22 protein-coding genes are annotated in these 22143 nt (G+C 65.0%); 8 read left to right on the forward strand and 14 right to left on the reverse strand.

The features are described 5' to 3' along the window. The first annotated feature begins 191 nt into the window (after window positions 1–191). Together K359_RS0134220 and K359_RS0134225 are read left to right on the forward strand one after the other, a co-directional pair. On the forward strand, window positions 192–788 hold the full coding sequence (locus K359_RS0134220) for a TetR/AcrR family transcriptional regulator (protein WP_029083337.1): 597 nt from the start codon (window positions 192–194) through the stop codon (window positions 786–788). Window positions 789–858: 70 nt separating this feature from the next. Beyond that, window positions 859–1719, forward strand: a complete 861-nt coding sequence (locus K359_RS0134225; RefSeq protein ID WP_029083338.1) for a DMT family transporter — start codon at window positions 859–861, stop codon at window positions 1717–1719. A 113-nt stretch (window positions 1720–1832) separates the two neighbouring features. Here the strand turns inward: K359_RS0134225 and K359_RS0134230 are convergent, their stop codons facing one another. From K359_RS0134230 to epmA, 4 genes are read right to left on the reverse strand one after another with little or no spacing between them, the layout of a single operon-like run. Next, the gene (locus tag K359_RS0134230) at window positions 1833–2099 is read right to left on the reverse strand and encodes a hypothetical protein (protein WP_029083339.1); all 267 of its coding nucleotides are present in this window, start codon (window positions 2097–2099) and stop codon (window positions 1833–1835) included. A 25-nt stretch (window positions 2100–2124) separates the two neighbouring features. Further along, a complete protein-coding gene (locus K359_RS0134235; RefSeq protein ID WP_245284807.1) occupies window positions 2125–2376 on the reverse strand; it encodes a hypothetical protein in 252 nt (83 codons plus the stop codon). Then, window positions 2345–3436 carry a lysine-2,3-aminomutase-like protein gene (locus K359_RS0134240; RefSeq protein ID WP_029083341.1) on the reverse strand — a complete coding sequence of 364 codons (1092 nt, stop codon included), beginning with the start codon at window positions 3434–3436 and terminating at the stop codon, window positions 2345–2347. The genes K359_RS0134235 and K359_RS0134240 overlap by 32 nt, the downstream gene beginning before the upstream one ends. Next, complete coding sequence (gene epmA / locus K359_RS0134245) at window positions 3433–4485, reverse strand: EF-P lysine aminoacylase EpmA (protein ID WP_029083342.1); 1053 nt, start codon at window positions 4483–4485, stop codon at window positions 3433–3435. Before epmA ends, K359_RS0134240 begins: the two co-directional genes overlap by 4 nt. A 243-nt stretch (window positions 4486–4728) precedes the next feature. Between epmA and K359_RS0134250 the strand changes: the two genes are divergently transcribed. The 3 genes from K359_RS0134250 to K359_RS0134260 all read left to right on the forward strand — a co-directional run bounded on the left by K359_RS0134250 (window position 4729) and on the right by K359_RS0134260 (window position 7917). Beyond that, on the forward strand, window positions 4729–5454 hold the full coding sequence (locus tag K359_RS0134250) for a hypothetical protein (protein ID WP_029083343.1): 726 nt from the start codon (window positions 4729–4731) through the stop codon (window positions 5452–5454). 165 nt (window positions 5455–5619) lie between these two features. Continuing rightward, complete coding sequence (gene efp, locus K359_RS0134255) at window positions 5620–6186, forward strand: elongation factor P (protein ID WP_029083344.1); 567 nt, start codon at window positions 5620–5622, stop codon at window positions 6184–6186. Window positions 6187–6330: 144 nt separating this feature from the next. After that, on the forward strand, window positions 6331–7917 hold the full coding sequence (locus K359_RS0134260) for a peptidoglycan DD-metalloendopeptidase family protein (protein ID WP_029083345.1): 1587 nt from the start codon (window positions 6331–6333) through the stop codon (window positions 7915–7917). Between the two features lie 24 nt (window positions 7918–7941). On the opposite strand, the gene K359_RS0134265 is transcribed toward K359_RS0134260, so the two are convergent. The 3 genes from K359_RS0134265 to K359_RS0134275 all read right to left on the reverse strand — a co-directional run bounded on the left by K359_RS0134265 (window position 7942) and on the right by K359_RS0134275 (window position 10078). Further along, window positions 7942–8835, reverse strand: a complete 894-nt coding sequence (locus tag K359_RS0134265; RefSeq protein WP_029083346.1) for a dihydrodipicolinate synthase family protein — start codon at window positions 8833–8835, stop codon at window positions 7942–7944. A 211-nt stretch (window positions 8836–9046) separates the two neighbouring features. Then, window positions 9047–9553 (reverse strand): cupin domain-containing protein, encoded by a 507-nt coding sequence (locus tag K359_RS0134270; RefSeq protein WP_029083347.1) that lies wholly within the window; start codon window positions 9551–9553, stop codon window positions 9047–9049. 51 nt (window positions 9554–9604) lie between these two features. Beyond that, the gene (locus tag K359_RS0134275) at window positions 9605–10078 is read right to left on the reverse strand and encodes a carboxymuconolactone decarboxylase family protein (RefSeq protein WP_029083348.1); all 474 of its coding nucleotides are present in this window, start codon (window positions 10076–10078) and stop codon (window positions 9605–9607) included. A 93-nt stretch (window positions 10079–10171) separates the two neighbouring features. On the opposite strand from K359_RS0134275, the gene K359_RS0134280 reads away from it, so the two are divergent. Together K359_RS0134280 and K359_RS0134285 are read left to right on the forward strand one after the other, a co-directional pair. Then, window positions 10172–10744: a MarR family winged helix-turn-helix transcriptional regulator gene (locus K359_RS0134280; protein WP_029083349.1), complete on the forward strand. Its 573-nt coding sequence runs from the start codon at window positions 10172–10174 to the stop codon at window positions 10742–10744. A 55-nt stretch (window positions 10745–10799) separates the two neighbouring features. Continuing rightward, complete coding sequence (locus K359_RS0134285; protein ID WP_029083350.1) at window positions 10800–12035, forward strand: lytic murein transglycosylase; 1236 nt, start codon at window positions 10800–10802, stop codon at window positions 12033–12035. 101 nt (window positions 12036–12136) lie between these two features. On the opposite strand, the gene K359_RS0134290 is transcribed toward K359_RS0134285, so the two are convergent. The 7 genes from K359_RS0134290 to K359_RS0134320 all read right to left on the reverse strand — a co-directional run bounded on the left by K359_RS0134290 (window position 12137) and on the right by K359_RS0134320 (window position 19994). Further along, window positions 12137–12949: an SDR family NAD(P)-dependent oxidoreductase gene (locus K359_RS0134290; protein WP_029083351.1), complete on the reverse strand. Its 813-nt coding sequence runs from the start codon at window positions 12947–12949 to the stop codon at window positions 12137–12139. 18 nt (window positions 12950–12967) lie between these two features. Then, window positions 12968–14809, reverse strand: coding sequence for a single-stranded-DNA-specific exonuclease RecJ (recJ, locus tag K359_RS0134295; protein ID WP_029083352.1), 1842 nt, complete (start codon window positions 14807–14809; stop codon window positions 12968–12970). A gap of 155 nt (window positions 14810–14964) precedes the next feature. After that, entirely contained in the window at window positions 14965–15684 is a 720-nt protein-coding gene (locus K359_RS0134300) for a haloacid dehalogenase type II (protein ID WP_029083353.1), read from the reverse strand. A gap of 143 nt (window positions 15685–15827) precedes the next feature. Beyond that, window positions 15828–16826, reverse strand: a complete 999-nt coding sequence (gene glpX, locus K359_RS0134305) for a class II fructose-bisphosphatase (RefSeq protein WP_029083354.1) — start codon at window positions 16824–16826, stop codon at window positions 15828–15830. Window positions 16827–16905: 79 nt separating this feature from the next. Further along, window positions 16906–18225: a homoserine dehydrogenase gene (locus K359_RS0134310; protein ID WP_029083355.1), complete on the reverse strand. Its 1320-nt coding sequence runs from the start codon at window positions 18223–18225 to the stop codon at window positions 16906–16908. A gap of 22 nt (window positions 18226–18247) precedes the next feature. Then, window positions 18248–19468: an LL-diaminopimelate aminotransferase gene (locus tag K359_RS0134315; RefSeq protein ID WP_029083356.1), complete on the reverse strand. Its 1221-nt coding sequence runs from the start codon at window positions 19466–19468 to the stop codon at window positions 18248–18250. 214 nt (window positions 19469–19682) lie between these two features. Next, window positions 19683–19994 carry a hypothetical protein gene (locus K359_RS0134320; RefSeq protein WP_051346563.1) on the reverse strand — a complete coding sequence of 104 codons (312 nt, stop codon included), beginning with the start codon at window positions 19992–19994 and terminating at the stop codon, window positions 19683–19685. A gap of 292 nt (window positions 19995–20286) precedes the next feature. Here K359_RS0134320 and K359_RS0134325 point away from each other — a divergent pair, with 292 nt between their 5' ends. Continuing rightward, window positions 20287–22086 carry an alpha/beta hydrolase gene (locus K359_RS0134325; RefSeq protein ID WP_029083358.1) on the forward strand — a complete coding sequence of 600 codons (1800 nt, stop codon included), beginning with the start codon at window positions 20287–20289 and terminating at the stop codon, window positions 22084–22086. Window positions 22087–22143: the final 57 nt, after the last annotated feature.

Raw genomic sequence — 22143 nt, forward strand, 5'->3', positions numbered from 1 at the left:
CGCCGAACCGATTGAGGGCTGCCGGCGGGACGCAATGTTGCGTTCCGCCGGTCTCCCGCGGACCCGTCAGGGCCAAGCGGACATCAACCAGCCGACAACCCCGTTGAAGCGGTCAAATATACTCTCGAAGCGGTCTCTTGCGATTTAAAGACCAATCGGTCTATATATTGGCGATGAGCCGCCAACCCCCAATGCAGTTGCCCCGTGGCCGCCCCCGAAGTTTCGACGTGGACGCCGCGGTCGAACGCGCGATGGGTGTGTTCTGGTCGCGCGGCTATCACGCCACCGCGCTGCCGGACCTGCTTCGTGCGACGAAGCTCTCGCGTGGCAGCCTTTACGCCGCTTTCGGCGACAAGCACTCGCTGTTCCTGCGGGCGCTTGATCGCTACATCGCCGATGCCGTGAAACGGATGGATATCGAACTCGCCCCCAGCAGAGAGCCGGTCGACGGCCTGCGGGCCTACCTTGCCGGCTACGTCGACCGCACCAGCGGTGCCAATGGCCGGCGCGGATGCCTGCTGGTGGCCACAGCCATGGAACTGGCCGGCCAGGATGCTGAAATTGGCCGTCGCGTTGCGGGCTTCTTCAAAGTCATGGAGGCCAGGGTGGCGGATGCACTTTCCCGCGCAAAGGCAGCGGGCAAGCTGGCCGATGGAGTGGAGCCTTCAAGTGCCGCCCGAATTCTCGTCTGTTTCGTCGAGGGGCTACGGGTGGTCGGCAAAACGGCGCCGGCACGGATCGCATCGCAAGCCACCGCTGACGCCCTTCTCGACCGTTTCATCAGGTAAGCACCCCATGGACACTCCGGCTGTGAGCACGCCAAAATCTGGACCGAACGGTCTTGAAAGAAAAGATGCCATGTCGTCCATTCAGATGGTCTGCGCAGTGGCCGTTCCCTTGCTCTGGGGTTATCAGTTCGTGGCCATCAAGGTGGGAGTTGCGGAGTTTCCGCCGCTGTTCTTCCTCGCGCTGCGCTTCCTGGCAATCGCGCTGCTGCTTGTTCCGTTCGTCAAAAGACCCACGCGCCAACAGTTCGGCCCTGTCGCCGCGATCTCTCTTTTCCTTGGCGGACTGAACTTCGGGCTGTTCTATGTTGGCCTTGGGCTCGGCTCGGGAAGCCTGTCGGCCGTCGCCTATCAACTCGCGACGCCCTTCACGGTCCTGCTGGCCTGGCCGCTGCTCGCTGAGAGGCCGTCGCTCATCACATCAGCCGGAGTGGTACTCGCATTCGCCGGCGTCGTCGTGCTGGCAGCGGAGCCTGGCCTGTCGGCAAACCCGCTTCCGCTGTTGCTTGTGGTTGGCGCAGCCTTCGCATTCGCCGTATCCAACGTCTTGACGAAACGCTATGGCCCTTTCGATCCCCTGATGTTGATGGGGTGGTCGTCGCTGCTCACGGTGCCGCAGGTCATGGCGATGTCGCTGCTGCTCGAATACGGACAGCTGGCGAGCCTTGTCACGGCGGACGGGCGCGGTTGGCTGGCACTCGCCTACACAATTTTCATCGGCGGAATTATCGGGTTTGGCCTCTGGTTCTGGCTGATCGCCCGTTGCTCCATGGGCCGCGTCGCACCATTCGGCCTGCTGCTTCCGGTGTTCGCCTTGATTTCGAGCGTGCTGTTCCTTGGCGACCGCATGACGCCAAAGTTGATTGTCGGTGGACTGCTCGCGATCTCCGGCGTCGCCATGACCCAAGCAAGACCACGCGCTCGACCAGTTTGAACCCGGAAGTCACGCCGCGGCGACTTCCAGCCTGGTGCATCGCGTCATTTGCTACGTCAGCGCAAACGTGACCGCTATCGAAGCGCAGCGGGCACGGTCGATGAGCACGCGCTCTAGCAACCGCGGCAGATGTTCTTGATCTTCTTGTCGAGCGCCGCGTCTTCCTTGTTCGCCGCGCTGTTCGGATCGCTCAGATTCTTCTCATTGGGAGTGTCACTGCGGCGTGGCTGACGATGTCCGATCGGCGCCTCCGGCAGCGGCGCGCTCTTCTGCATGGAGGACGATCCGCCCTGCTGCTGCGCCCAAGCCTGGGGTGCGCCGATCTGGGGCGCCCCAAGGGCAACCATCATCAGAGCCATCACCAAAACTGTCTTCCGCATCTCGCGTCTCCGCTGCTTCTCAACCCTATCGCGCCCGTTCCGGCGCCTCGACGGTAGCACAATTGCGTCGTCCCTGCGCTGCGCAATCCTGCACCTTCCGTATATCGGCCATTGTGCCAAGGAGCCAGATTCCTGCGGCGACGAGCACTGCAAAGAAGCCGAACATCACAGCATTTTCGATGCTGCGGTTGCCCTCCTCCTCGGGCGGCTCCTGCCGTCCGTCCCCGGCCCCGCTCATGACAGGCTCACGATTGCGGCGGATAAAGATGAACGTCACCGCAATAATCGACGATACGGTAGCGCCGTTCCGCGGAATCTTCACGTTCGCGCGAAGCCGACTGCGACAAATAGGCCGGGCCGATCGGCGCCTTGCCATGGCCGCCGGGGATGTCGAGCACGTAGTCCGGCTGACACAGTCCGGAGACACGGCCGCGCAAGGCACGCATCAGCTCCTGCCCCGCTTCGATCGTGGTGCGCAGATGCGCAGTGCCGGGCGCAAGGTCGCCATGATGCAGATAATACGGCTTGATGCGGCATTCGACGAAGGCGCGCATCAGCGCCTCGAGGGTCGCGGCATCGTCGTTGACCCCGCGCAGCAGGACCGACTGGCTGACCAGCGGGATGCCGGCATCGGCAAGGCGGGCGCACGCCGCGCGGGCATTGACACCCAGTTCACGCGGATGGTTGGCGTGAACAGCAATCCAGGTCGTCGCCCCCTCGACCCGCAGCGCCGCGATCATGTCGGAATTGATGCGGCCGGGATCGGCGATCGGGACGCGGGTGTGGATGCGGATGATCTTCACATGATCGATGGCAGCGAGATCGGCCATGATATCGGTCACCCGGCGCGGCGCCAGCATCAGCGGATCGCCGCCGGTCAGGATGACTTCCCATATCTCCCGATGGCCCCGAATGTAATCCAGCGCCGCGCGATAGGCGTCGTCGGACAAGGCCGAGGCCTTTCCCGGCCCGACCATTTCGCGCCGGAAACAGAACCGGCAATAGACCGCGCAGACATGCACGAGCTTGAACAGAACCCGATCAGGATAACGATGCACGATCCCGGCAACCGGCGAATGCGCATCGTCGCCGATCGGATCGGCGTTCTCGCCCGGCTGCTCCATGAGCTCGTCGGCGCTCGGGATGAACTGCCGCGCGATCGGATCATTGGCGTCGGCCGGATCGATCAGCGCGACGAGCTCCGGCGTCACCGCGACCGCGTAGCGCGCGGCCACCTGCTCGAGCCCGGCAAGCGCATCGGCCGGCGCGAGGCCCGCATCGACCAGTTCGCGCGGCTGGCGCAGGGTCGCCGCCATCTTCGGATCGATCCTGTTCATGTCTCTCCTGCAGGCGGTGTCCAGACCACCTGATCAATTCGTGGCGCGCCGCTCGCCAACATCACCAGCCGGTCGAACCCGAGCGCAACCCCGCTGGCCTCCGGCATCTGGCCGACCGCGGCAAGGAAATCCTCGTCGAGCGGATAGCGCTCGCTGTAACGGCGGGCCTTCTCGTCCATATCAGCGGTGAAACGATGGCGCTGCTCGACCGCATCGGTCAGCTCGCCAAAGCCGTTGGCGAGCTCGACGCCGCAGGCATAGACCTCGAAGCGCTCGACGACGCGTGGTTCGCCAGCCTTGGTGCGCGCCAGCGCGGCCTCGGGCGACGGGTATTCAAACAGCACGGTCAGACGGCCCTGACCGAGATTGGGCTCGACGTGCTCGACCAGCAACTTGCTGAAGATATCCGACCAGGTGTCGTCGTCGGCGATCCGCACCCGCCCCTTCGCCGCCGACGCCAGCGCCTCGCGATCGCCCTTGCGGCCCGCAATCGTCGCAAGCAGATCGATGCCCGCGAAGCGCTCGAAGCCGGCCGCGACCGTCAGCAGCTCCGGCTCGGCAAACGGATCAGCCATCCTGCCGCGAAAGGAAAACCGCCCGATCCCGGTCGCCTGCGCCGCGTGGGCGATCACGACGATCGTGTCGGCCATGATGGCATCGTAGGGGGCATTGGCGCGGTACCATTCCAGCATGGTGAATTCCGGCAAATGCAGATCGCCGCGCTCGCGGTCGCGGAACACCCTCGCGAACTCGTAGATCTTGGGCTCGCCGGCCGCGAGCAGCTTCTTGCAGGCGAACTCCGGAGAGGTGCGCAGATAGCGCGTCGCATGCGAACCGTCGGCCTGCGTCAACTCGGTGCGCGGCGCGTGCAGATGCGTCTCGTTGCCCGGCGATATCTGCAGGATGGCGGTCTCGACCTCGGCGAATCCCTGCTCTTCGAACCAGGCGCGGAGCGCCCGCGTGATCGCGGTCCGCGCCTGCAGGAATGGCCGGCGGTCGGCATAGCGCTGCGGCGTCCACCACGGCGAGGTCTGGTCATGACCGGTCATTGCCGGTGCCCTCCGGATCTCATGGATTCCACATCAACAAGCCGCCGCCTCCACTTAAGAATCGGGAACAAGTGACTGATTTCAAATGACTTCATGCTCCAAACGGCCTTGATCTCCGCGCCACCCGGCAAAGCTGATCCCTTCATGTCGAAAGACGCCCGCCTTGTCCATGTTCGCGATCCACTGAACCTGAACACCGGTTCGCGCGTCCCACCGCCAGTTGCGCGGAAACAGGATGCACCCATGATCGGCTGGTTGCGAAGTGCTGGACTGCTGCTGTTGCTCGGCTTTGCCTCGGCGACGCCGGCGATGGCCGACAGCCCGAGCAGCGAGTTCAAGCGGGTTGCGGACGCAAGCTTCACCTCGCCGGATCGAACGGTCCGCGTCGAGCAGTATTCAAAGGACATGGGCGATGAAAGTCTCCTGTTCCAGTTCTGGACCTTCGACCGTGCCCGCAAGCACGGCGCGCTGCTGAACCAGGGCGAAGGCACCGATGCGGCCGGCTATCAGGCCGGCTTCCGCTTCAGCCCGGACAGCCGCTGGCTGGTGCGGATGCAGAAGCTCGGCGCCGGCTACCACACCCTCTACCTCTACAAGCGGACCGGCGAACGGTTCGTGCCGGCGACCGAAAAGCCGCTTGGCGAGGCCGCCTGGGACTTCTTCTACACCCAGCCGGCCGCCGAAGGCGTGCGCCGCGACCCGGATGACCCCTATACGCTCGACCATATGCAGATCGGCCTGATCAAGGGTTTTGACGAGAACTACGCTTGGCTGGGCATGAAATGGCCCGACAGCCGCTACCTCGTGCTCGGCATGTCCTTCGACATCCAGGGCGAGCACCCCCCCTTCCCATGGGTCGAGGACTCGCGCTGCGTCTACGACCTGAAGACCGGGACATTTTCGGTTCCTGCAAGCTTTGCCGAGCACAACGCGAAGGCCCGCAAGATCCCCGGCAAGGACCAGCCATAACGGCCTGTTCCGGGCCGGTTTCAGCGGTTGGCAAACTGCCAAAATCGGCCGCAAAAGGCTGGCATCTCAGGGACAAATCAGTATGTTGCAGCCCGAAATCGCCGCCATGGCCGAGGGGCTGCCATCCGGTTTGCGCCCCCGCCTCCCAAATTCAGGAAAACACCTTTGAAAGTCATCGCCAGTTCCATCCGCAAGGGCAACATCATCGAGCAGGACGGCCGGCTCTATGTGGTGCTGTCCGCCGAGAACATTCACCCCGGCAAGGGCACCCCGGTCAGCCAGATCGAAATGCGCCGCATCGGCGACGGCGTGAAGGTCTCGGAGCGCTACAAGACCACCGACCAGGTCGAGAAGGCCACCGTCGAAGACCACAACTACAACTACCTTTATGAAGACGCCGACGGCTTCCACTTCATGAACAACGACAACTACGATCAGGTCCAGGTCTCCAAGGAGATCGTCGGCTCTTCCTCACCGTATCTGCAGGAGAACATGACCGTGAAGCTCTCGATGCACGAGGGCAATCCGGTCGCGATCCAGCTGCCCCAGCGCGTGACGCTGGAAGTGGTCGAGACCGAGCCCGTCACCAAGGGGCAGACCGCCTCCTCGTCCTACAAGCCCGCGATCCTGTCCAATGGCGTGCGCACCGGCGTGCCGCCGCACGTTGCCGCCGGAACGCGCATCGTGGTCATGACCGAGGACGGTTCGTACGTTGAACGCGCCAAGGACTGAGCGCTGAGGCGCGGTGGGATTTAGAATGAATCATCACCGCGCATCAGCTTGTTGTTTAAGCATAAAGTTTCCGGAAAACCGCTACACAGTTTTCCGGATATTGCTTTAGAATCCCCGGCGGTCAGACATGAGCCGGGGGGTGCAGTGAACAGCAAGGTTGTCAGCTTCATCAGTTGCTGGCTGGCAGTCCTGCTCTCGCCTCCTCCCAGCGCTCATGCCGACGAATTCCGAACGCCGTCGATCTCGGCCATGCGGGTCGAATGGCGCGCGGTGCTGGACCAGCTCCGGCAGGAGATCAGCACCCGGCCGGCCATTGCCTCCAATTTCGCCTTCGCCGGCCAACGCCGCGTCCCGGCCACCGATCCGCGCGCGACCCCCGCACTGGTGCAACTGAACGCGCTGACGTCGCCGCTCTTCCCCGGCATCGCGCGCAGCCCGATTCCGGTGCTGCTGCCGTTCGACCCCGCAAGCTATCTCGACGCGCGGAAAAGCGGTGCGCCGGACAGCCTGTCGGTCGCGCGCTATCAGGCCGATTTCCGCCCTGCCGATGTCTTTCATGCCGGCGCGTCCGGCTACGACGTGGTGTTCTCGCTCGACCCGGGCGCCGGCGACGGCATGCCGCCGCGGACGTTTGCCAAACCGGTCGAGGTGCAGATCTCGGGGTCGATCCTGGTCTACGACCTCGCCGACCGGCTCGGCGGCAAGGGCGAGCCGGTCAAGACGCTGGCCGCGCAGTTTCCGGACATCCGCCGCTTCATCCGCGAAGGCTATGTCCGCTACGCCTTCACCCGTTTCGGGATTCCCTATGTCGTCTCGATCCAGTGCCTCGACAGCGCGCCGCGGCCGAAGCGGCTGGCCTGTCGTGAGGCCTATCCGGTCGCCGAGCGCTTCCTGAAGGCGTTGCACATCGCAGGCGGCCAGCCGTCGCGGTCGCGCAGCGACGTCGCCTCCGACATCGCCGAGCGGCCGGCGGCCGCATCGGCTGACTTCACCTACCGCCCGAGCGGCGACATCGTCGCGGGCAGCGGCGGACACAGGCAGCAAGGGGGCCACGCCGACTTCACCGTCTATTCGCAGATCCGCTTTCCACTGGAGAAGGCGCCGGCCTTCGCACACTCGCAATCCTTCGCCAGGCGCAAGGCGGGCGCGACGGTCGACGTGTATCCCTGGCAGGATAATTTCTGCGAGGCCCGCAGTTTTGAGGTCGGCCAATGCACCAGCGGCTTTGGCCATCAGGGCCAGGATATCAGGCCAGGCGCCTGTCCCGCAGACAGCAAGGACGGTTGCGACCCCAAGCAGCAGGGCGTGGTCGCGGTGCGCGACAGCATCGTGATCCGCTCGCCGCAGCAGCAGGCCGCGACATTACAGGTCAACACCCGCACCGAGCATATCCGCTTCCGCTACATGCACATGAACCCGTCGGCGATGGATGCCGATGGTTTGCTCAACGGACGCCGCGTCAGCGAGGGCGAGAAGATCGGCGTGGTCTCGAACTATCTCGATCACCCCAACGGCACGTCGCGGCATCTGCATTTCGACGTCCAGGTGTTCACCCGCGACGGCTGGCTGTGGGTTAATCCCTACACCACCCTGGTGTCGGCCTATGAGCGGCTGATCCGCGGCCGCGGCCACGAGATCGGACCCGAGCCCGGACCTGCGTCCGCCGTGGCGCACGCCCTGCCCGACGATGTCGTGCATCGCATCGACACCCAGGAGGGTGGCGGCAACTAGAGCGGCCGCGCTTCAGGCATGCGATCAGTCGATCTCCATCGCAGCCAACGTCTCCTTGACCCTCCTCTGCGCGTCCGCGGGCAGCGGCAAGATCGGACGCGGCGGCTCGGCCACACAGACACCTCTGAGATTGGCGATCGCGTAGACAACGCGCAGACCCGAGAATGTCTTGAACAGATCCCACATCGGCTGCAAAGTCGCATTGAGCTGCCGCGCCCGGGCCGCATCGCCGCTCGTCACGGCACGAACGATATCCACGCAAACCCTGGGGAAGATGCCTGCGAGAACGCTGTACCAGGTATCGCCACCTGCCAACAGCGCCTCGGTGCAATTCCAGTCCGCGCTGTAACCGAGCGCGAGCCCGCTCGGAACGACAGCCCGCAATTCCCTGAGATGGCCGGACACCGCCGCCGCATCCAGCGCAGGACTTTTGACCGCGACGATCCCCTCGACGCGGCTCAAACGGCCGATGAGTGCCGGCGTGAACCGGAAATGGGTCGTTCCGGGATTGTCGTAGATGCAAATCGGCAGCCTGCTCTCGCGGGCCACGGTTTGAAAATGCTCAAAGACCTCGTCGTCAGTCAAAGGCGTATAGGAAACCGCGGCCAAAAGGCCCGCCGTCGCGCCGGCCTCACGCGCATCCTGGGCCAGCCGCACCGCGTCGTCGGTGCGCAGCGAGCCGACGCCGACCAAAATCGGCATTTGACCTTCAGCCAAGGCGGCGGCCGCCTGCACGGCTCGCCGCCGCTCATCGCGACTGAAATACGGATATGAACCGGTGCTTCCGAGCAGCCCGATCGAATCCACCTTCGCCGTAATCACGGGGTCGAGCACTGCGCGAAGAGCTCCCAGATCGACCCGCCCATCCCGGTTCGAGGGCGTAATCGGGAAGGCAGAGAGCCCCTTCAGACTGATCATCGGTTTGTCCCTCGTCGGTAGTCGCCCCCAGAGCACCGGCGATCGGAACGCTCTTGGAACGCAATTGGTACGCTCTGGGTCGCGACCGGCACAGCAACCTGCCGCGCAATCAATCCACGCATCGGATTGCGCGCAAGGTCCACTTTCATGCGAGTTCGGCACCAAACTGGTCCAGTGCGCCCGTCTTGCAAGACCAGCGCCCCGCCGATCGCTATTCGAGCATCGTGGTCAGCTGCGCGCCTTCATCCGCCACGAACACGGCGATCAGCTCGGCGGGCTCCGTGGTGCTCGCATTGGCCGAGACCATGTGGGTCGAGCCCGGCGGCTCGAAGAAGGACTGGCCGACCTTGAACGTCTCGACCGGTCCGCCGCCGAGCTGGGAACGGATTTCACCCTTGGTGATGTAGGCGGTCACCGAACCCGAATGACGGTGCGGCGGCGTGAACCCGCCGGGACCGTAGAACACTCGCACCACCGTGACCCGCTTGCCCGCCACGTTCGGCAACGCATGCGAGGTGATGACCTCGACCTTGTCGAGCGGTGACGCCGCATTCGCGCTCGCGCACAGCGGCGCGATCACCGAGGCGATCGCATCCATCGGGGTCGGCAAGGCCTTGCCGATCACGAAGGCGCAGGCCAGTCCCGCGATCACGGCCAGCGAGACCGGCCGCGGCGGCCGCGCGAATGGAAGAGATGGTGTCATCGCGATCGAGGTCATTGGTGCTTCTCCCCTGTCAGTTGCTGCTTCATTAGTCGCGCGCGGTCCGGCTCACGAAGCCGCCGCGTTCTGCCTGCGTGGCGGCGGCGTCCAGCGATAGGCTGCGCCGAACCGGTTCCAGACATTGATCGATGCGATCGCCGAGGTGAGATAAGTCAGCTCCTGCTCGGAGAATTCGGCGGTGACTTGCGCATAGACCTCGTCGCTGACGCCGTTCGGCAAGGTCGTCAGCGCTTCGGTCCAGACCAGCGCCGCGCGCTCGCGGGCCGAGAACTGCGGCGCCTCGCGCCACACCACGACGAGGTTGAGCTTGTCTGCGGGCACGCCGAGGCTTTCGCCTTGCAGGATGTGGTACTGCACGCAGAACGCGCAGCCGTTGATCTGCGAGGCGCGCAGCTTGACGAGCTCGAGCAGCTGCTTGTCGAGGCCGGCCTTGGCCGCGAACTGGCCGAGCGCACGCACGGCGGCGAAGACATCGGGCGCGAGCTTCTCGAAGTCGGTGTATTCCTTGCGGGCATGTGACATCGGCCTGGCCTCATGTTATCAGTGTACTGAGATATTATCAGAGCTCTGATACTGAGCAAGATGCGGACATCGGCGAAGGCGGCATCGGACGACATGGCGGGAATGCAGAAACGCGGGAAATCGGGCGCCGCCCAGCGGCGGCCGGCGGGGAAAACGGCGGCCGGCAGGGTTGCTGTCGGGGCAGGATCGGCCGCAGACGCCCTGCTCGCCACGCCCATCCCGCCGCCCGGCGAAGGTAAACGCGGCGAACAGGGCTATCTCGCCTATCTGCTGCGCCAGGCGCACGCGGCCTCGCGGCTGTCGATGGAGCGCGCGCTCGCGCAGCTTGGCGTCACCTCGCCGCAATTCGTCGTGCTGACGATGCTGAAGGCCTATCCGGGGCTCTCGGGCGCCGATCTGGCGCGGGTGGCGTTTCTGACGCCGCAGACCGTCAGCGTGATCATCCGCAACCTCGAACGCGACGGCGCGATCCGCAAGACGCCGCACCCCGTCCACGGCCGGGTGCTGCAGTGGACGCTGACCAGCCATGGAACCGCGCTGCTGGAGAAATGCCGCCATATCGCCCAGGCGCAGGAGCGACGGCTCGCCGCGAGCCTCGACGCCGGGTCGGAACAGGTGGTCCGGCAGTGGCTGTCAAAAATCGCCACGGATTTGCAGGATAGCTAGTCCCTGCGGCGGCGTGGCTTTTGGCTCACCCGATCGGCGCCGCTACACTGGCCAGATGAAACAGCCTGATTCTTTGAAATCCCCTGCCCGCCGCGCCGTCCTGAAGGCGGGGCTCGCGGCAGGCGTGACGCTCGCCAACCCGTTCGGTGCACTGGCGGCCGCGCCTGCGGGCTTCGACCAGTGGCGCGACAATTTCCGCGCCCGCGCACTGGCAAAGGGCATTTCGGAGGCGACCTGGAACCGCTGCATGGGGCGGGTCGAGCCCGACATGAGCGTGTTCAGGCAGATGCGCAACCAGCCTGAATTCCACGAGCAGATCTGGCAGTACATCAACCGCCGCGTCTCCGACTGGCGGATCATCCACGGCCGCGAGGCGCTCAAGAAGAACGACGCGCTGTTCGGCCGGATCGAGCGCGACTTCGGCGTCGAGCGCGGCACGCTGCTCGCGCTGTGGGGCGTGGAATCAGCCTATGGCGATCCGCTGGTGCAGCAGAACCATATGACGCCGGTGTTTCCCTCGCTGGCGGCGCTCGCCTGGAACGAGCCGCGCCGCAAGGCCTATTGGGAGACCGAGCTGATCAACGCGATGAAGATCGTGCAGCGCGGCTGGAGCACGCCGGAGGAGATGAACGGCTCCTGGGCCGGCGCGATGGGCCATTCGCAATGGATGCCGGAAGTCTGGCTCAATGTCGGCTTCGACTATGACGGCGACGGCAAGGTCTCGCCGTTCGGCCGTCCCGACGACGCGCTGGGCTCGACCGCGAAATACCTGGTCAATCGCGGCAAGTGGCACCGCGGCGAGCATTGGGGCTACGAAGTCCGCGCGCCGGGCGGCAGTGCCAGCGGCAACCGCTCCTATGCGGCCTGGGCCAGCGCCGGCGTCGTCAGAGCCGACGGCCAGCCATTTCCGCAGCCGAACGCGTCAGCGCAGCTCTGGATCCCGGTTGCCGGCGGCCCCGCCTTCCTGCTCGGGCCGAACTTCAATTCGGTGAAGAGCTACAATCCCTCGATGAACTACGCGCTGGCGATCTGCCATCTCGGCGACCGCTGCCTCGGCGGACCGCCCTTCATCCAGCCCTTCCCCGGCTCCGAGCGCGCGCTGACGCTCGCCGAGGTGCAGGAGATGCAGACGCGCCTGACCAAGGCGGGCTTCGACACCGGCGGCACCGACGGCCGCGTCGGCAACGACACCATGAAGGCGATCAAGGACTACCAGGTCAAAATGGGCCTGTTGCCCGCCGATGGTTACGGCGGGCTGAAGGTGCTGGCGCGGCTGCGGCAAGGCGGCTAGGTAACCCTCGCCGTCATTGCGAGCGCAGCGAAGCAATCCATCTCTCCGCGCTTGCGGGACAATGGATTGCTTCGTCGCTTCGCTTCTCGCAATGACGGAGATTATTTCGGCTGCCGCACCACGCCGCCGGCGTTCATGCCGCCGTCGATTACGAGCTCGGTGCCGGTGACGTAACGCGACGCATCGGAGGCGAGATAGAGCACGCCCTGCGCGATCTCGATGGCCTGGCCGGCGCGGCCGAGCGGCGTGGCGAATTTGGCGCGTTCCTCCGGATCGATCGGCGCGTTCTGCCCGGCGCCGGTCGCTCCGGTCGGAATCTTGCCCCAGATCGGCGTGTCGATGATGCCGGGATGCACGGAATTGACGCGGATGCCGTCGTTCACCTGCGCGCACTCCATCGCGATCGACTTGGCGAACAGCCGGACCGCGCCCTTGGTCGCGCTGTAGCCGGCGAGGTTCGCGGCTCCGCGCAGACCCGCGAGCGACGACATCATGATGATGGAGCCGCTGCCATGCTTGCGCATCAGCGGCAGCGAGTGCTTCACCGACAGGAACACGCCGTCGATATTGATGGCGGTCTGCCGGCGCCAGTCAGCGAGCGACATATCGACAATCGAGGGCGCGCCGATGCCGATGCCGGCGTTCGACACCATGATGTCCAGGCGGCCATAGCGCTTGCCGATGTCGGCGACGACCTCGATCCAGCGCTCCTCGCTGGTGACATCCTGCGGCAGAAAGATCACCTCGCGACCAGCCTTCTTGAGCCGCGCGGCGAGCTCCGGTCCCCGCAACTCATCGATATCGGTCGCAACAACGGTCGCGCCTTCCTGCGCGAACAATTCAACGATCGCCTCGCCGATGCCTGATGCGCCGCCGGTCACCAGCGCGACCTTGCCTTCAACCTGTCCTGACATGTCCTCTCCCAACGTTTCTTATCGGATCACCGTCGGGCCCTGATCCGGCACCGCGACGTCGAGCACACGGAATTGCACACGTTCGGTGCCTTGCCAACGGTCGACTGCGAGAGAGCCTGCCACGTGCAATTGCTGGCCGCGATTTTGCGTCAAGGCGCTGCCGAGCTTCTGTCCGACGGAGCGGAATGCGATAGCGTTGACGATCGAACCGTCGCCGGACTTGAAGCGCAGCCGCAAATGCGCCTGCCCGACCTCGTCGGCATAGACCAGCTGATGCGACGGCAGCGCGATCACCGGCTCGGGATTGGCGCTGCCGAACGGGCCGGCGCGATTGAGCGTCGCGGCAAATTCCGGCGTCACCGCGCGCGCCGTCACCGCACCATCGATGAACAGCTCGTTCTCGTGACGCGAGTTGGCGACGTCGGCCGCCAGCGCGCTTTCCATGTAGGCGCGGAATTCGGCGAGCTTCTCCTTGCGCAGCGTGACGCCGGCCGCCATCGCGTGGCCGCCGCCCTTCATCAAGAGGCCGTCATGCACCGCCTGCCGCACCGCCTTGCCGAGATCGACGCCGCCGATCGAGCGGCCCGATCCGGTGCCGATGCCGCCCGGCTCAAGCGCGATCGCAAACGCGGGACGCGCGAACTTCTCCTTCAGCCGCGCCGCGACCAGCCCAACCACGCCGGGATGCCAGCCCTCGGTGGCGGTGACGATCACCGCGCCCTTGTCCTCGAGCCCGAGCGAGGCCAGAGCCTCGGCTTCGGCCTGCGCCTCGGCGGCCTGCTCGATCACGCGCCGCTCGGCGTTGAGGCGGTCGAGTTCGGCCGCGATGCGCGCGGCCTCCGAGACATCGCCCTCGAGCAACAGCCGCACGCCGAGATCGGCGCGCCCGATGCGGCCGCCGGCATTGATGCGCGGCCCCAGCATGAAGCCGAGATGCCAGGCCTCCGGCGGGCCGTTGAGCCGCGCCACGTCCATCAGCGCGGTGTGGCCGACATGGTCGCGGCGGCGCATCGCGATCAGGCCCTTGGCGACGAAGGCGCGGTTGAGCCCGATCAGCGGCGCGACGTCGGCGACGGTGCCGAGCGCGACATGATGCAGCATGCTGAGCAGGTCCGGCTCCGGCATTTCGCCGCTCCAGAAGCCGCGCTGGCGCAGTTCGCGATTGACCGCGACCAATGTCACCAGCACGAGCCCGACGGCCGCGAGGTGACCGAGGCCCGAGAGATCGTCGGGCCGGTTCGGATTCACCAGCGCGTCCACCTCAGGCAACTCATCGCCGGTCTGGTGATGATCGATCACCACCACCGACATGCCGAGCTTCTTCGCCTCCGCCAGCGGCTCGATGCTGGTGGTGCCGCAATCGACCGTGACCAGCAGCGTCGCGCCCTTGGCGGCCAGCGCGCGGACAGCGTCGACGTTCGGACCGTAGCCTTCGAAGATGCGGTCGGGAATATGGATCAGGGGATCCAGCCCGCAATGGCGCAGATGCCAGGTCAGCAGCGCCGCCGAGGTCGCGCCGTCGACGTCATAGTCGCCGAAGATCGCGACCTTCTCGCCGCGTACCGCGGCATCCGCGATGCGCTTGGCGGCAAGCTCCATCTCGGTGACCGTGTGGGGATCCGGCATCAGCTTGCGGATGGTCGGGTCGAGGAAGTCGGCGACATCGTCGATCCCGACGTCGCGCCCGGCCAGCACGCGCGCCAGCATCTCCGGCAGATTGTGGCGCTGGACCATCGCAAGCACCCGCGCCGCCCCGCGCGCATCCAGCCGGTCGCGCCAGAGCTTTCCGGTCAACGACCGCGTCACGCCGAGGAACGCCGGCGGCGCCTCGACGGGCAATGCGGATGCGTGCAGCGTCATGATCCCTTCTGGAGCCAGAGCGATTTCGAGCGAAGCGGGCAGCGGTTCGCGTGAAGAAAACGCGTCAAAACAAATCTAGGGCTCCGGTTCCGACCCAAATCAGAACCGACGCTCCAGCCAGGAATCGTAGCGCTTCGATGATTCGCAGACCAGTTCTAGCAGCCCATCCGGGTGGCGATTTCCCCGAAATCCTTGGCCACGATGTCCCATTCGCCGGTGGCCTCGAAATCGTATTTCTGCAGGGGTCCGTATTCGGCCGGCCGCGCCACGAAGGCAGTCTTGAGGCCGTGCTTCTGCGCATGCTTCAGATCGTAATTGTGCGCGGCGACCATCATCACCTGCTCCGGCGGCAGGCAGAGCAGTTTTGCGGCGCCCAGATAGGTTTCCGGATCTGGCTTGTAATGCTCGAACAGCTCGGCGGACATGACCAGATCCCACGGCAGACCTGCGAACTTCGCCATGTTGGTGAGCAGCGCGACGTTGCCATTCGAGAGCGGCGAGATGATGTATTTGGTCTTCAGCCGGGTCAGGCCGGCGACGCTGTCGGGCCAACCGTGCAGGCGATGCCAGCCCAGCGTCAAATGCTGCAGGTCGGCCTCGGTCAGCCCCTTGACGTCGAATTGCGCGACCAGCTTCTCCAGCGAGCGGCGGTGCAGCACGTCGAGGATGACGTAGCCGTTCTGCGGGTTCTTGCGCACCTCGTCCATCGAGGCCGCATAGACAGCGCGCCAGCCATCGACCAGCGCGGTCCAGTCAGCCTTGATCCCCCGCGTCTCGCCCCATTTGGTGAAATCGTTGATCAGGCTGGTGCGCCAGTCGACGACGGTTCCGAACACGTCGAACACCAGTGCCTTGACGCCGGACAGATCAGACATGCTCGTCTCCCTTTTTCTTGTTGTTTATCCCGTCGTTCCGGGATGGTGCGTAAGCACCAGACCCGGAACCTCGAGATTCCCCGATGCGCAATTGCGCATCTGTGGTCTGGTCCTTCGGACCATCCCGGAATGACGGTGTCTGCTCAATCCAGGTGGAATTTCTCCAGCTGCCGATGCTCGGCCTTGATGTAGCGCACGGTGCCGGTGACCGAGCGCATCACGACCGTCTCGGTCTCGATCACGTCCTTCTTGAACTTCACGCCCGTCAGCAGCGAGCCGGTGGTGACGCCGGTGGCGGCGAACAGGCAGTCGCCCTTGGCCATATCCTCGATGCCGTAGATCATCTTCGGATCGATGACGCCCATCTTGTGCGCGCGCTCGCGCTTCTCCTCGGTGTCGAGGATCAGGCGGCACTGCATCTGACCGCCGATGCAGCGCAGCGCGACCGCCGCGAGCACGCCCTCGGGCGCGCCGCCGGTGCCGATATACATGTCGACGCCGGTCTCATCGGGCTTGGCACAGTGAATGACGCCGGCGACGTCGCCGTCGGTGATCAGCTGCACCGCAGCGCCCGTCGAGCGCACGCTGTTGATGATGTCGGCATGGCGCGGACGGTCGAGCACCAGCACGTTGATGGCGGTGGGATCGACGCCCTTGGCCTTGGCGAGGCGGCGGACATTGTCGGCCGGCGGCGCGTCGAGCTCGATCACGTTCTTGGCGTAGCCGGGACCGATCGCGATCTTCTGCATATAGACGTCGGGCGCGTGCAGTAGCGTGCCGCCGTCGGCCATCGCCATGGTGGCGATCGAGCCCGGCATGTTCTTGGCGCACAGCGTGGTGCCTTCGAGCGGATCGACCGCGATGTCGACCTTGGGACCGGCATTGAGGCCGACCTTCTCGCCGATGAACAGCATCGGCGCCTCGTCGCGCTCGCCCTCGCCGATCACGACCGTGCCCTCGATCGGCAGCTTGTTGAGCTCGCGCCGCATGGCGTCGACCGCGGCCTTGTCGGCGGCCTTCTCCTGGCCATGGCCGCGCAGCCGCGCGGCAGACACCGCCGCGCGCTCCGTCACCCGCACGATTTCGAGCGTCAGGATGCGCTCAAGCAACATTTGCGGCGGAACGGAAATATGGGTCGACATCAGCGTACTCCTTAAGCCTCGGGGACAGGCCAGCCTGCCCGCATCAATCGTCTCACGCCCGACCCGTTCAGGCCATGCGCTAGTTTTTCTCGATCCGGATCACCTGCGGCCGGCCGCTGATGACCTTATCGCGTTGCACTGCGGCCAGCGCGCGATGCACCGCATCCTCGCTGGTCGCATAGGTAATCAGAATGACCGGGACCGGTGAAGGTTTTTTGGCCGCACCGTTCACATCGACGCCATCCGGATGCCGCTGCACGATGGATTCCAGGGATATCTTCTGTTCCGCAAGCCGGGTGGCGATTGTTGCGGCAGTGCCTGCAAGATCGCGCGCCATCAGGCGGATATAATAGCCACCCTCATGGCGCTCCATCGGCGCCTTGACGGTGTCGCGCAACCGCTCGACGGGACGGCCGAACGGCTTGGCGCGGATGCCGCGCGCCACGTCGGCGATGTCGGCGACCACGGCCGAGGCGGTCGCGCCGCCACCGGCGCCCGGACCGACCAGCGTGATCGGCGGAATGCCCTCGCCGTCGATCGCAACCGCATTGGTGACGCCCATCACCTGCGCGATCGGGGATGATTTCGGCACCATGGTCGGATGTACGCGCTGCTCAATGCCCTTTGCCGTGCGCACGGCGACGCCGAGCAGCTTGACCCGGTAGCCGAGTTCCGCGGCCGCCTTGAGGTCTTCCGGCGTGATCGAGGAGATGCCTTCGACATAGACCGCGCTTTCCGCGACCTTGGTTCCGAAGGCGAGGCTCGCCAGGATCGCCAGCTTCTGCGCGGTGTCGTGACCATCGACGTCGAACGACGGGTTGGCTTCGGCATAGCCTAGACGCTGGGCGTCCTTCAGGCATTCCTCGAACGACAATCCCTCCTGCTCCATCCGCGTCAGGATGTAATTGCAGGTGCCGTTGAGGATGCCATAGACGCGGTTGACGCTGGTTCCGGCGAGGCCCTCGCGCAGCGTTTTGATGACCGGGATCGCCGCACCGACCGCCGCCTCGAAATTCAGCGCGCCGCCGTGCTTCTCGGCGGCTGTGGCGAGACGCAGGCCGTGCTTGGCGATCAGCGCCTTGTTGGCGGTGACCACCGACTTGCCGGCCTTCAGCGCCGTCTCGATCGCCGAGAGCGCGGGATCGCCGGCGCCGCCCATCAATTCGACGAAGCAGTCGATATTGGGATCCTCGGCCAGCGCCTCGGGGCTCTTCGCCCACGCGATGCCGCGCAGGTCGAGGCCGCGCTTCTTGGCCTTCGAGCGCGCCGTGACGGCGACGACGCGAATGCCGCGGCCGCTGCGCTCGGCCAGCGCCCGTCCTTGCGTTTCGATGAGGCGGACGACATCGGCACCGACGGTGCCGAGCCCCGCTATGCCCACGTTCAGGGGTGCGACCATGAGATTAAGCAACCTGGAAGGATTAACGCCGGTTGGCGAGAGGAACGACGTTGTGCAACGTTTCGATGCCGCTTTCAAGGAAGCGGCGCACGCCACGCGCGGCCTGCCGGATACGCTGCTCGTTCTCCACCATCGCGATGCGGACATAGCCTTCGCCGTGCTCGCCGAACGCCACGCCGGGCGACACCACGACGCCGGATTTCTCCACCATCAGGGTTGCGAACTGCATGCTGCCGACCGCCTCGAACGCCTTGGGCAGCGGCGCCCAGGCGAACATCGAGGCCTGCGGCGGCGGAATCTCCCAGCCGGCGCGGCCAAACGACTCGACCAGCGCATCGCGGCGCTTGCGGTAGGTGTCGCGCATCTCGCGGATGCAGTCGTCAGGGCCGTTGAGCGCGGCGGTCGCCGCCACCTGGACCGGCGTGAAGGCGCCGTAATCGAGATAGGATTTGACCCGCGCCAGTGCTGCGATGATGCGCTCATTGCCGACCGCAAAGCCCATGCGCCAGCCGGCCATCGAGAACGTCTTCGACATCGAGGTGAACTCGACGGTGACATCGATCGCGCCGGGCACCTGCAGCACCGATGGCGGCGGATTGTTCTCGTCGAAATAGACTTCGGCGTAGGCGAGATCGGACAGGATGAAGATGTCGTGCTTCTTCGCGAAGGCGACGAGATCCCTGTAGAAGTCGAGGTCCGCGACATAGGCGGTCGGGTTCGACGGATAGCAGACGATCAGCGCGATCGGCTTCGGGATCGAATGAATGATGGCCCGCTCGACCGCCTCGAAGAACTGCGGCGTCGGCTCCGACGGCACCGAGCGGATCACGCCGCCCGCCATCAGGAAGCCGAAGGCATGGATCGGATAGCTCGGATTGGGGCACAGCACGACGTCGCCGGGCGCGGTGATCGCCTGCGCGACGTTGGCAAACCCCTCCTTGGAGCCGAGGGTGGCCACGACCTGGCTATCGGGGTTGAGCTTGACGCCGAAACGGCGGGCATAATAGGCGGCCTGGGCCTTGCGCAGGCCGTTGATTCCGCGCGAGGCCGAGTAGCGGTCGGTCCGCGGCTTGCCCAGCGTCTCCTTCAGCTTCTCGATCACATGCGGCGGGGTCGGCAGGTCCGGGTTCCCCATGCCCATGTCGATGATGTCGGCCCCGGCGTTGCGCGCGGCCGCCTTGGCCTGGTTGACCTTCTCGAAGACATAAGGCGGCAGACGGCGAATGCGGTAAAAATCTTCCATGGGACCCTTGCTCCGACAACCCCAATGCCAGAATCGACGCCCTTTGGATCGATGCCGAAGCCTGCTCGGGCTCTTACGGAAGTCGCGCCAAATCAATAACTTAGAGCGAATTCAGGCGCACGATCTGAAGGCTACGGCCGGATATGCGGTTGAATTGAGGTTCTTTTAGCACGGACACCGGGCGGCGCCAGCGCTGATCGGCCACCTGGAACGCCTACTTCCCGCTCTGGGCTGTTGTCGCGCTTGGGGCTGCCGTCCCGCTCTGGGCTGCCGCCGACGCCTGGCGCTCGCGCGCGGCGATCAGCTCCTGCTCGATCTTGGCCTGATCCGCCGGCTTGATGGTCGGATCGGCGCGGTCGGGCGGCAGATCGTGGACCGGGAGGTAGCCGGTGGCATCCTTCGGCCGCGCCGGTGCGTCGGCCGGCATGGTCATATCGGCAATCGTGCTCGAGCAGCCGCTCAGCGCCGTCAACGACGCGAGCAGCGCTGCTGCAGCGAGCGCCCTTTTCATCCAATCGATCGGCATGTGCCGATATGTCCCCAACAAGCTAGCGCGCATGTCGCACGTTGCCGACACGGGTCGCACTGGTATGAGCTTTGCAACGTCCCCGCTGCGTTAATCCCGGCTTTAGCGTTTCAAACCATTGTCGCCCGAAACGCTTAAAGCGGGAACAGGAAATGCGACCCCTGAGGCTTCAATATGTCAGAACAAAGAATTTTTTATCGCACTGCAGCAGAGCGAAACATTGGATTTTGACCGATTCCCGTTGCCGCACCGCGCGATGACGCCCTCCAAACCACGCGATATTGTCCCTCAGATGAGCAACGTCAGTACCGACACCCAAGGCGCCCCGAAATTCAACGCCGAAGCCTTCGCCATGAACATCGCCCGGGCGATGGAGAGCAGCGGCCAGGCGCTTGCAGCCTATCTCAAGCCGCGCCAGACCGGGGAAGTCCGCGACAAGCCGCCGAATGAGCTCGGTGAGGTCATCAAGACCTTCAGCGTGATCGCCGAATACTGGCTGTCCGACAAGGAGCGCGCCTCTTCGCTGCAGATGCAGCTCGGCAAGGACTACCTCGATCTCTGGGGCGCGGCAGTGCGCCGCATGGCCGGCGAAGCCGATGCCAAGCCCGCGATCACGCCGGCACCGCGCGACAAGCGGTTCCAGGATCCGGAGTGGAAGTCGAACCAGTTCTTCGACTTCATCCTGCAGCTCTATCTGCTGACCGCGAAATGGGCGCAGCAACTGGTTCACGACGCCGACGGGATCGATCCGCATACCCGCAAGAAGGCGGAGTTCTATGTCCAGCAGATCAGCAACGCGCTGGCGCCGTCGAATTTCGTGCTGACCAATCCGGAGGTGCTGCGCGCCACCGTCGAGAGCAACGGCGACAATCTGGTGCGCGGCATGAAGATGCTGGCCGAGGATATCGAGGCCGGCCACGGCACGCTGCGGATCCGCCAGTCCGATTCGGCCAATCTCGAGGTCGGCGTCAATATGGCGACGACGCCGGGCAAGGTGATCTACCAGAACGAGCTGATGCAGCTGATCCAGTATTCGCCGGCGACCGAGAACGTGCTGCGTACGCCGCTCCTGATCGTGCCGCCGTGGATCAACAAGTTCTACATCCTCGATCTGCGCCCTGAGAAATCCTACATCAAATGGTGCGTCGACCAGGGCATCACGGTGTTCGTGATCTCCTGGGTTAATCCGGACAAGGAACTCGGCAAGAAGACCTGGGCCGACTACATGACCGGAGGCCCGCTCACCGCGATGGACGTGATCGAGAAGGCCACCGGCGAGCTGAAGGTGCACACCGCCGGCTATTGCGTCGGCGGCACCCTGCTCGCCTCAACGCTCGCCTACCTCGCCGAGAAGCGCCGCCAGCGCGTGACGTCGGCGACGTTCTTTGCCGCGCAGGTGGACTTCAGCCACGCCGGCGACCTCCTGGTATTCGTCGACGAGGACCAGATCTCGGCGCTGGAACGCGACATGCAGGAATCCGGCGTGCTCGAGGGCAGCAAGATGGCGATGGCCTTCAACATGCTGCGCTCGAACGACCTGATCTGGTCGTATGTCGTGAACAACTATTTGAAGGGCCAGTCGCCCTCCTCGTTCGACCTGCTGCACTGGAATTCGGATGCGACCCGGATGCCGTCGTCGAACCACTCCTACTATCTGCGCAACTGCTATCTGGAGAACCGGCTGTCGACCGGCACCATGGTGCTCGACAACACGCTGCTCGATCTGTCGAAGGTGAAGGTGCCGGTCTACAACCTCGCCGCACGCGAAGATCACATCGCGCCGGCGGAATCGGTGCTGTACGGCTCGCAGTTCTTCGGCGGCCCGGTGAAATATGTGCTGTCCGGCTCCGGCCATATCGCCGGCGTGGTCAATCCGCCCGCGTCGAAGAAGTACCAGTACTGGACCAACGACAACATCAAGGACATCAAGCTCGCCGACTGGCTAAAGGGCGCCGAGGAGCACAAGGGCTCGTGGTGGCCCGATTGGCGCGGCTGGCTGGAGAGCCATGATCCTGAGACGGTGCCGGCGCGCACGGTCGGGATGCCGGCGCTCGAGGACGCCCCGGGCAGCTATGTCCGTGTCCGCGCGTAGCGCGCGGTCTCCCGCTCAGCTATAAACAGGCGATCCCGACGGTCGGGAATCGAATTG

The sequence above is a fragment of the Bradyrhizobium sp. th-b2 genome, from assembly GCF_000426785.1.
Lineage (GTDB): Bacteria > Pseudomonadota > Alphaproteobacteria > Rhizobiales > Xanthobacteraceae > Bradyrhizobium > Bradyrhizobium septentrionale.

Excerpts from the sequence above, each read along its gene's own strand:
- K359_RS0134220 (WP_029083337.1), top strand. The coding sequence starts at position 192 with ATGCAGTTGCCCCGTGGCCGCCCCCGAAGTTTCGACGTGGACGCCGCG.
- K359_RS0134225 (WP_029083338.1), top strand. The coding sequence starts at position 859 with ATGTCGTCCATTCAGATGGTCTGCGCAGTGGCCGTTCCCTTGCTCTGG.
- K359_RS0134230 (WP_029083339.1), bottom strand. The coding sequence starts at position 2,099 with ATGCGGAAGACAGTTTTGGTGATGGCTCTGATGATGGTTGCCCTTGGG.
- K359_RS0134240 (WP_029083341.1), bottom strand. The coding sequence starts at position 3,436 with ATGAACAGGATCGATCCGAAGATGGCGGCGACCCTGCGCCAGCCGCGC.
- epmA (WP_029083342.1), bottom strand. The coding sequence starts at position 4,485 with ATGACCGGTCATGACCAGACCTCGCCGTGGTGGACGCCGCAGCGCTAT.
- K359_RS0134250 (WP_029083343.1), top strand. The coding sequence starts at position 4,729 with ATGATCGGCTGGTTGCGAAGTGCTGGACTGCTGCTGTTGCTCGGCTTT.
- K359_RS0134265 (WP_029083346.1), bottom strand. The coding sequence starts at position 8,835 with ATGATCAGTCTGAAGGGGCTCTCTGCCTTCCCGATTACGCCCTCGAAC.
- K359_RS0134270 (WP_029083347.1), bottom strand. The coding sequence starts at position 9,553 with ATGACCTCGATCGCGATGACACCATCTCTTCCATTCGCGCGGCCGCCG.
- K359_RS0134275 (WP_029083348.1), bottom strand. The coding sequence starts at position 10,078 with ATGTCACATGCCCGCAAGGAATACACCGACTTCGAGAAGCTCGCGCCC.
- K359_RS0134280 (WP_029083349.1), top strand. The coding sequence starts at position 10,172 with ATGGCGGGAATGCAGAAACGCGGGAAATCGGGCGCCGCCCAGCGGCGG.
- K359_RS0134285 (WP_029083350.1), top strand. The coding sequence starts at position 10,800 with ATGAAACAGCCTGATTCTTTGAAATCCCCTGCCCGCCGCGCCGTCCTG.
- K359_RS0134290 (WP_029083351.1), bottom strand. The coding sequence starts at position 12,949 with ATGTCAGGACAGGTTGAAGGCAAGGTCGCGCTGGTGACCGGCGGCGCA.
- recJ (WP_029083352.1), bottom strand. The coding sequence starts at position 14,809 with ATGACGCTGCACGCATCCGCATTGCCCGTCGAGGCGCCGCCGGCGTTC.
- K359_RS0134300 (WP_029083353.1), bottom strand. The coding sequence starts at position 15,684 with ATGTCTGATCTGTCCGGCGTCAAGGCACTGGTGTTCGACGTGTTCGGA.
- glpX (WP_029083354.1), bottom strand. The coding sequence starts at position 16,826 with ATGTCGACCCATATTTCCGTTCCGCCGCAAATGTTGCTTGAGCGCATC.
- K359_RS0134310 (WP_029083355.1), bottom strand. The coding sequence starts at position 18,225 with ATGGTCGCACCCCTGAACGTGGGCATAGCGGGGCTCGGCACCGTCGGT.
- K359_RS0134315 (WP_029083356.1), bottom strand. The coding sequence starts at position 19,468 with ATGGAAGATTTTTACCGCATTCGCCGTCTGCCGCCTTATGTCTTCGAG.
- K359_RS0134320 (WP_051346563.1), bottom strand. The coding sequence starts at position 19,994 with ATGCCGATCGATTGGATGAAAAGGGCGCTCGCTGCAGCAGCGCTGCTC.
- K359_RS0134325 (WP_029083358.1), top strand. The coding sequence starts at position 20,287 with ATGAGCAACGTCAGTACCGACACCCAAGGCGCCCCGAAATTCAACGCC.